The organism is Candidatus Omnitrophota bacterium, from assembly GCA_040755155.1.
In the GTDB taxonomy this organism is placed as follows: Bacteria; Hinthialibacterota; Hinthialibacteria; order Hinthialibacterales; family Hinthialibacteraceae; genus JBFMBP01.
The window spans coordinates 1-8076 of sequence record JBFMBP010000174.1 but is presented as its reverse complement, the minus strand read 5'-3'; the positions used below and the strand labels follow the sequence as shown (position 1 = coordinate 8076).

Genomic DNA, 8076 nt, shown 5'->3' with positions numbered 1-8076 from the left:
TCGTCAGGATGCTAAGGCAATCCTGTTGAAGGTTCGCAGCATAAAAGAAAATCCTTATGCGCATGTAAGAAGACTGAAAGGGACGCCGCTTTTTCGTCTTCGCGCCGGGAAATATCGAATCATCATTTATTTGGAAAAAGAAACCATCTTTGTAGTGAACATTGGCAAACGCGATTCGGTCTACGATGCTTTATAAGCAATCGATGACTAGACGGCAAGGGCATTGTCGATTCGTCCTTAATGCGTAGTAAAAGTTGAGGATTATTATTGCGAAGATGGTCTGATATAATCCCCCCTTACAGTTTAGTTCAATAAGATATATCGCTATTTGAGGGATGCCCGCAATGGAATATACGCGAATAACAGTAAATCCAAACCAAATGGGTGGCGCGCCATGCCTGCGCGGACTGCGAATTCCTGTGGCGACAGTTGTCGATATGGTTGCTGACGACATGTCGGCGAAGGAAATACTAGAGGCATTTCCCGATCTGGAAAAGGCGGACATCACGGAAGACTTGCGATACGCCGCCGACAATGAGCGCGAGCATTCAATAAGAGTATAAGCGATTCGCTATATGTTGACTCACTTGTAAATGGAGTAATCTATAACATCGGTACTGGTCGGTCGAACTATGGAGAGTTTCTGGAGAACTCCAGGAATGTCCCAGATTTGAGCGGCATTATCCGTTACCGTCAGCAGTTTTTGCTGGTCAGGCGATAGGTCAGCGTCGAGAAACCAGCTCATACTGTCTGTTTTCGTAGGTTTCAATGAATAAATAACGTTTCCATCCAAATCCCATATTCGTACTTCGCTGTCGGTTTTGTTACGCCAACCAGGATAAGCAACAGTAAGTATGTGTTTGTTATCGGGCGTATAGGCAGCCTTTCTCAACCAGGAATTATCATGTTCGAATCGTCGGATGAGTTTCCCTGTTTTGACATCCCACATCGCCGCCGTATTGTCCCAACTTCCCGTCAGTAATTTTTGACCGTCGGAAGAGAATTGAACGCTGATTACGGGATTGTTATGCTGGATGCGGACGAGTTGCTTCCCAGTTTGGCGGTCGAAGATGCGCGCCGTCGCATCCCAATAGAGGCCTAAATCCGGGTTGCATTCGCCTCCCCCGGTCGCTACGAGCGATCCGTCCGGCGATATGGCAACGTCTCGAATTGTTTTAGAATGGCCAGTGAAGACTTGTAAAATCTCTTTCGTCTCCATATCCCGTAAAAAGGCGTCTTGCCTATAGATGGAAACAAACGATTTTCCATCCCCTGAGAGAGCGACGGACATTAAAGTAGATGAACTCGCCCCGATATATCTCGATTTTAAGTCTTCCGCAGAGAGGCCGAAATTCGACGGAATCGACCACAGCGGCTTCCATTCCATAGCGTCCCAAAAAATGATCTCTCGGCCGCTGCCGCTGAGCGCGTTCTTCCCGTCTGCGGTAAAGACGATCTTCTCTACCCCATCTGAATGGCCTGCGAGCGAACGCAATGACTTACCCGTTTCAACATCCCATTGATGCACAAAAATAGAATCGGTCGTTTCGGGATTTCTCACTGGCGGTTCCCAATGGCCGGTTAAGACGCTTTTTCCATCGGGGGAAAAGACGCCGCTCAAGAACCGCCTGGGGTAGGCGTCGATTCTTGCCGTTTCCTGCCCCGTTTCGACGTCCCATATACGGATGATATGGTCTTCGTTGAAGGTCATCAGGCGTTTGTCGTAGGCATCGGTCTTAAAATAAACCATCGTATATGCCAGATTCTCTAGATTCGGCGTATTCAGTCTCCTAGCTTTTCCTGTAGTTATATCGATAACGTAAACATCGCCAGTCATCATTAACGAAATATAAAGAATATTTTGATTCGCCCGCGAAAACTTCATATCCAAAAATTGTTCCAAAGGCGCATGCCAACCGTCCGCATTAATCACTTTTGGAGTAAACGCATAAATCGTATCGCCGGTTTCGATATCGATGACCTCAATCCGATGTGTTTCTATAACTTTTGTGAAATCAATCGGGTATGGTTCGCTATATTCCGTCGCCATCCACTTCCCGTCTTTGGAAAAGGTAAGATCGCTATGGGCTGCGTCGGGGAGCCGCTTGAGCTTTCCCGTTTCATAATTCCAAATCACGGGCGAAGCATTGGTTCCTTCTACTCCCACCCATCGGTTATCGGCGGACAACTCTACGGCGGGAGACGAATGAGGTATCGTTTTTACGATTTTACGGCCTTCCAAATCGTAGATTTCGATTTTGCTCATATAAGAGGATAAGACCTTTTTTTCGTCGGGGGAGAAAAGGGAAGCGTAACGTAGATCGGGACTAGTGTTTTCATAAATCGTTTCCTTCGTTGCAACGTCAATAATCTTGAACGAATTTTCCTTCTTTATCGCCAACTGTGTCCCATCAGCAAGGAATTGAATTGGTCTGTAACCCGAGTTTTTATCGAGCAATAGCGACGGTTCGGGCGGATTTTTCGTTACGTCCCAAAGCAGATATCCCACGCTGCTGTTGCAAACGACCGAATCCCCTTTCGGCGAAAAACATATATCGCTTGGATATCCTAAACCCAAGATAAGTTCGCTGGATTCGCCGCGGAGCGGGAATAAATCCAAGGCGGTTACATCATTTATAAACAATGCGTTAGCAATGGTTATGGCGAAGAGAATTAAAAGTAGAGTAATATAACGCATGTACATTTCGTTACATCCTATCGTTGCCTCTTATTATATCTTAATATTCGATTATTCTTATCGATCATAATAGATTAAAAACTAAAAAATGTAAAGTTATTATTTTTATCAATTCCAAAGTAAATTGTTAGCAACGATTGGAAAATGACCCAGGGCGACGATTGGATTTTGACTCACCCCAGTAATGTTTTACCTTTCCAGAATTCTTTTTGCATGCCTATTTTTAAGAGAATCCATGATTTTTCGGCGTCCGTATGGTTGTGGAGACTGAGGAAAACCGGCTGTTAGGTTTTCCATAGGCTTCGGCAGACGCGGCGCGATCCACAACCTCTCGTTGGCGCGCTCACTCGTTCTTCCCAGTTTGGTTGCGGGTTCGATACGACGATCCCTTGGTCGTGAGAATCTGGGCGTGATGAACCAAGCGGTCGAGTAATGCCGTGGTCAGTTTTTCGCTGCCGAAGACCGGCGCCCACTCGCTAAAATCGATGTTGTCGTGACGATCGTGGAGCGGTGTTCGTAGCGGTCGGTGAGAAGATTGAAAAGCAATTCCCCTTCCGTCTTGTCGAAGGGCGTGAATCCCAGCTCGTCGACGATCAAGAGATGGACTCCCAAGCAGCATTGATGAAGGCGGCCCAGCGCGCATTCGTCATTGGCCACCATCAAATCCCGCACCAGATCGGAAGCGCGGGTGAACGCGAACACGCGGCTTGAAAAGGGCGGATGAAGCTATACCATTGACTCCATAAAATCATTGTGATATCCCTCAACCCGAAAAGTAGAAATTATGAATGAAAACGATTTCTCTTTATGGTAGAAGGATTTTTTTATTTGAAAAAAGGGGCGCCCTTTCTTCCGGGTACGCGTTTACCTTCCAAGTCCACAATCGGAATCTTGTTCCGGCATTTAGAGCAGGTGTATTTCGGGGTGTTGGAGGGAACGGCAAGACGAGCGGGATCGAGTGGCGATCGAAGGGAAATTCGGAGAGGGCAAACGCCGCTATGGACTGAACCGAATCATGGCGAAATTGCCCGCAATGTCTCTGACGGTGATTGCGCTCGATCTGCTGGTCATGAATCTAGGAAAGTTGTATCGGTTGGCGATGGAGAAAGGGCTTTTTGCTGGACTTTTGGCTTGGTGGAAGAGAATGGAAGAGGCGTCAGGAAGGCTTTGGCAAGCTCTTGGCGAGCTGGGAGCCGCATGGATGCGCCGAAAGGACTCTCAGGCGACGTTATCCGATCGTCAATCGAACGGCTCCGCTACCCTGCTCCGTCCGCTCTTTTCTCGGAAGTAAAGGTTTTTCAGCAAACCCTATTTATGTCTAGTAACTTATAACGGTCTTAGTGACATCATTCTTAGCAATTGGCAGACTTACAGTGAATGTTGCTCCTATCCCGGATTCGCTTTCTACTGTGATCGTTCCTCCATGTTGTTCTATAATCCCATAAGAAATAGAAAGGCCTAATCCTGTTCCGCTTCCTATGGGTTTTGTCGTAAAAAAGGGATCGAAAATTTTTGGAAGATTTTCCGGTAAAATGCCAACGCCGTTATCTCGAATTTTGATAATGATATTATCATCGTCAACGGATGTTTTTATCCATATTTTTCCTTGTTCTTTAATAGCATCGATGGCGTTGTTGACGATATTCACAAACACTTGAATGATTTTTCCAGGAGAACATTTGATGGGAGGTATCTCTCCGTATTCTTTTTGGATGTCAATGCGATCTTTGCATCGGTGGCTTAGTATGGATAATGATGAATCGATGGCTTCGTGGAGATTGAAATTCGAATAGTATTCTTGATCGCTATGCGAGTACAAGCGTAGATCGGCAATAAGCTTTATGATGCGCTCCGTTCCGTCTACAAACGATGAAATAAGTTTATCCAAATCTTTATCGGCGTAATCCAGATCGTATTCTTCTTGAATTTTTTTAATTTCATTTTGAAGATACCGCAACGATGGAGCATCTTTGTTTGACGCCGCAGAAGCAAGTTTCTTATAGCCGGCCAAATATTCTTTTAACGGTTGAATATTGCTGCGGATGAAGTTGATGGGATTGTTGATTTCGTGCGCGAGACCGGCGACGAGTTGACCGAGCGAGGCCATTTTTTCCGATTGGAACAAACGCTGCTGCTGCATTTTTATTTTCTCGCTCATCTCAATGCGTTCAATAACTCTTTTCACGATTTGCAGGAGATAATCTAAATCGAGGGGTTTGGTTACAAAATCCGCTGCGCCGTTTTTCATCGCTTGAATCGCGCGGTCGACGGATGCGTAAGCAGTCATAATAATAACGGGAATTTGAATATCGCGGCGGCGCAATTCATCCAGAAGAGTCAAGCCATCAATTTCCGGCATCATCAAGTCGGATATGATCATCTTCGGCATTTTCGTTTCGAGAATGGTTAATGCTTTCGAACCGTTGGAGGCTTCCATCGTTTCGTAGCCCTCCAATTCCAGGAAATCGCAAAGACTCAAGCAGATTTCCTGTTCGTCATCCACCACTAATATGAGATTTTCCAAATGGTGAGCTGACATTGTCTTATCTCTTTTCCAGAAGTTTTTTGATAATGGACAACAATTCCTCTTCGTCAAATGGTTTTAAGAGGACGTCGTCTGCGCCGAGTTCCTTCGCTCGCTCGCGGGTGCCTTTTTGCGAAGAGGCGCTGACGATCAAAATGGGCAGAAACGAACGCGTCTCTCTGACATGTTGCAGCACATCGAGTCCATTGATGCCGGGCAGTTTGATATCCAATATCAAAAGATCGGGATAGGCCATATCGACTCGTTGCAACGCCTCCTCGCCTGTGCCGGCCAATTCCACGGAATATCCTTCGTATTCCAGCAGGTCGAACATGCTTTCCGCCAATTCTTTTTCATCGTCGACAATCAGAATTCGAATTTCCGGCATATTTGTTCCTCTACGAAGTTAGAGTCGGCAACGCCAGGGTAAAGACGGATCCTTTCCCTGGTTCGCTTTTCACCGCCAGCGATCCTCCGTGCATTTGCGTTAGTTCCTTTGCGATCGATAAGCCTAATCCGCTGCCGACGGCGACCTTCTGCGAAGAAACCGTCCGGTAAAAGCGCTCCCAAATTTTATCGCTTTCCTTCTCCGTCATTCCAATGCCGGTATCGGCCACCGACAAAATAATTCGTCCGCCATCCCCGCGCTTGACTTCAACATCGACGCGTCCGCCTTCGGGCGTGTATTTGATCGCGTTGCCGATCAATTCGCCGACGACGCGCTCCATTTTACCGGCATCGATATTGACGTGATACTCTCCCTGCATTATCTGCGCGCGCAATGCGATTCTTTTTTGATCGGCGGCGGATTGGTTCTCTTTGATTACGTTATGGACTAACGCGTCGAAAGGCGCATTGACTTTTTCAAGAATCATCCTCCCTGATTCGATCCGGTTAAGATCAAGCACGTCATTGATTAAATGGGTAAGGCGATTGACGGCTCCTTGCGCGCGGTCTAGTACGCTCTTTTGCTTATCGCTGAGGCTGCCGCCTACGCCCCGCATGAGATTGTCCAGGTTGAGTTTGATAGTAGTCAACGGCGTGCGCAGATCATGGGACGCTTGCGAGACGAAAACCGATTTCATGCGATCCAGTTCCAGCAGTTGTTCGTTCGCCTTTTTTAATTCCGAGGTTCTTCGTTGAACGCGGTCTTCTAATTCGTCTCGCGCTGTTCTCAGCTCGACGTCCTGTTTCTGAATTTGTTCCAACATGCCGTTAAAGACATCGACAAAATGACCGATTTCATCGTTTCCCAGTTTTTGCGCGCGCAAGGAATAGTTCCGATCTTGGGAAATTTTTATCGCGGTTTCCGACAGCCGAGAAACGGGCTGCGTAATCCACCGCATCAAGCGCATCTCCAAAAGATAGGCGATAAGCAACGAAAGAACGAGGGCGAAAACGGTCGTCAATAAAATATTTCGGATGCGTTTTTTCAAGTCGCCCAAATCGTAGACCACCTCGAATATGGCGCTTTTTTGCGCCATATCGTAAGGAATCGCTTTTACGACTTGCAAATAGTCTTTAGTAAATTGATGATTTTTCTCCTTGCCGAAAAGGTCTAGGGGGGGAATGTCGATGGCGTTGGGGGATGGATACGCAACATAAGGCTTTTCTTCTTTTTCTTTATAGAGACGGGCGGAAACAATCATGGGATTGCCGCCCAGAATTTTAACGGCGTCGTCGGCGTCCAGCGTGTCGAAATCCAGCGCGGCGGCGAAGTATTGCGTTTCCATGAATTGCAATTGCATAAATATATTCTTTACCATTTCCTCTTTAATCATGTCGATTTCGTAAACAATAAAATAAACGAAGCCGGTGGCTATCGCCAGCGTGCAGGATAGGATCACGATGACCGAGATTTTTGTCTTAATCGACCAATCGTATACGGACTTCATCTCGTGATCTCCCGATTTATTCTTTTTTTTCTTTATTGGGATTATAGGCGTTTTCGATCAAACTATAGCGGACCTGAATGCCGGATTGTTTCAACGCCTCCAGGTTGACGATAAATTCGATTCGGCCTTTGACGAGGACAAAATGGATGTGTCCGCCCATCGTCTCCGCAAAACCTTCCGCATCGCCGACGAGCAGCGTGGGATAACCGTCCAGTTTTTTCTTCAACTCATTCAATACATCGCCGGTAGTTTTATCTTGTTCCGGCGGCGTTTTCAGGGAAGGAAGAAAGAGGATATGGCACGGCGCCGTTACCTCTTCGAGGGAGACAAATCGTTTGATCTCGAGAGGATGATTTTTCGTAAGTTTTTTCTGGATGGCCGCATTTTCATTGATCAAGGCGGCATATTGCTTGAAGAGGAATAAATATTGATCCGAATCTTCGTTCTTTTTCGAATAAATGCCGATAATAATGGGCGATCGATCGTCGGGCAGTACGTCTTTCCGCTCCCATTCGAGGTATTTAATGAAACTGATAATGTAAGTGGATTTAATTTTATAAGGATCCTCGATCTTCGACTCGCAAAAGGCTATCGCGGCGAAGAGCGCAACCATAATAACCGCTATGCATATTCTACATTTCTTCATGATGGAATCATTTTTCTTCTTAATATTTAAAACCGATACGTAACTTTACCATACACCCCGCGTTCGACTTCGGTGTAAAGCGTGTACATCCCATCCGCTTCGTGCGTTTGATTGTCCAGTAAATTGGTCCCAACAATGCTCAATTCCATTTGTTGGGTTGGCTTCCATCCTAACCGCACGTCAAGCCGTCCATGCGGAGGAATGCCCCAACTGCCGATTTCGTCGATATAATTATACGATGCGTCTAAATGGACATTCTTGGCGATATCGAAATACGACTGCACTTTAATCTGATGGTGAGGAGAACCGTCTT

8 protein-coding genes and 2 pseudogenes are annotated in these 8076 nt (G+C 46.3%); 3 read left to right on the top strand and 7 right to left on the bottom strand.

The genetic code is table 11. The annotated features are described in order from the left end of the window. Both AB1656_26575 and AB1656_26570 read left to right on the top strand, forming a co-directional pair. Positions 1 to 196, top strand: a 196-nt coding sequence (locus tag AB1656_26575; protein MEW6238963.1) for a type II toxin-antitoxin system RelE/ParE family toxin, incomplete at its 5' end; no start/stop codon positions are given. A 148-nt stretch (positions 197 to 344) separates the two neighbouring features. After that, positions 345 to 563, top strand: a complete 219-nt coding sequence (locus AB1656_26570) for a DUF433 domain-containing protein (GenBank protein MEW6238962.1) — start codon at positions 345 to 347, stop codon at positions 561 to 563. A gap of 20 nt (positions 564 to 583) precedes the next feature. Here the strand turns inward: AB1656_26570 and AB1656_26565 are convergent, their stop codons facing one another. After that, entirely contained in the window at positions 584 to 2704 is a 2121-nt protein-coding gene (locus tag AB1656_26565) for a WD40 repeat domain-containing protein (GenBank protein MEW6238961.1), read from the bottom strand. Between the two features lie 337 nt (positions 2705 to 3041). Next, positions 3042 to 3358, bottom strand: a pseudogene (locus AB1656_26560) (ATP-binding protein). Between the two features lie 283 nt (positions 3359 to 3641). On the opposite strand from AB1656_26560, the pseudogene AB1656_26555 reads away from it, so the two are divergent. Beyond that, positions 3642 to 3776 (top strand): annotated as a pseudogene (locus AB1656_26555) (transposase). A gap of 240 nt (positions 3777 to 4016) precedes the next feature. Here the strand turns inward: AB1656_26555 and AB1656_26550 are convergent. From AB1656_26550 to AB1656_26530, 5 genes are all read right to left on the bottom strand, one after another. Next, complete coding sequence (locus tag AB1656_26550; GenBank protein ID MEW6238960.1) at positions 4017 to 5237, bottom strand: response regulator; 1221 nt, start codon at positions 5235 to 5237, stop codon at positions 4017 to 4019. Between the two features lie 4 nt (positions 5238 to 5241). Beyond that, positions 5242 to 5610, bottom strand: coding sequence for a response regulator (locus AB1656_26545; protein ID MEW6238959.1), 369 nt, complete (start codon positions 5608 to 5610; stop codon positions 5242 to 5244). A 10-nt stretch (positions 5611 to 5620) separates the two neighbouring features. Continuing rightward, entirely contained in the window at positions 5621 to 7117 is a 1497-nt protein-coding gene (locus AB1656_26540; protein ID MEW6238958.1) for a HAMP domain-containing sensor histidine kinase, read from the bottom strand. A 16-nt stretch (positions 7118 to 7133) separates the two neighbouring features. Next, positions 7134 to 7763, bottom strand: coding sequence for a YfiR family protein (locus AB1656_26535; protein MEW6238957.1), 630 nt, complete (start codon positions 7761 to 7763; stop codon positions 7134 to 7136). Between the two features lie 26 nt (positions 7764 to 7789). After that, positions 7790 to 8076, bottom strand: a 287-nt coding sequence (locus tag AB1656_26530) for a TonB-dependent receptor (protein MEW6238956.1), incomplete at its 5' end; no start/stop codon positions are given.

Coding starts and splice junctions, on each gene's coding strand:
- AB1656_26570 (MEW6238962.1), top strand. CDS start 345: ATGGAATATACGCGAATAACAGTAAATCCAAACCAAATGGGTGGCGCG.
- AB1656_26540 (MEW6238958.1), bottom strand. CDS start 7,117: ATGAAGTCCGTATACGATTGGTCGATTAAGACAAAAATCTCGGTCATC.
- AB1656_26565 (MEW6238961.1), bottom strand. CDS start 2,704: ATGTACATGCGTTATATTACTCTACTTTTAATTCTCTTCGCCATAACC.
- AB1656_26550 (MEW6238960.1), bottom strand. CDS start 5,237: ATGTCAGCTCACCATTTGGAAAATCTCATATTAGTGGTGGATGACGAA.
- AB1656_26545 (MEW6238959.1), bottom strand. CDS start 5,610: ATGCCGGAAATTCGAATTCTGATTGTCGACGATGAAAAAGAATTGGCG.
- AB1656_26535 (MEW6238957.1), bottom strand. CDS start 7,763: ATGAAGAAATGTAGAATATGCATAGCGGTTATTATGGTTGCGCTCTTC.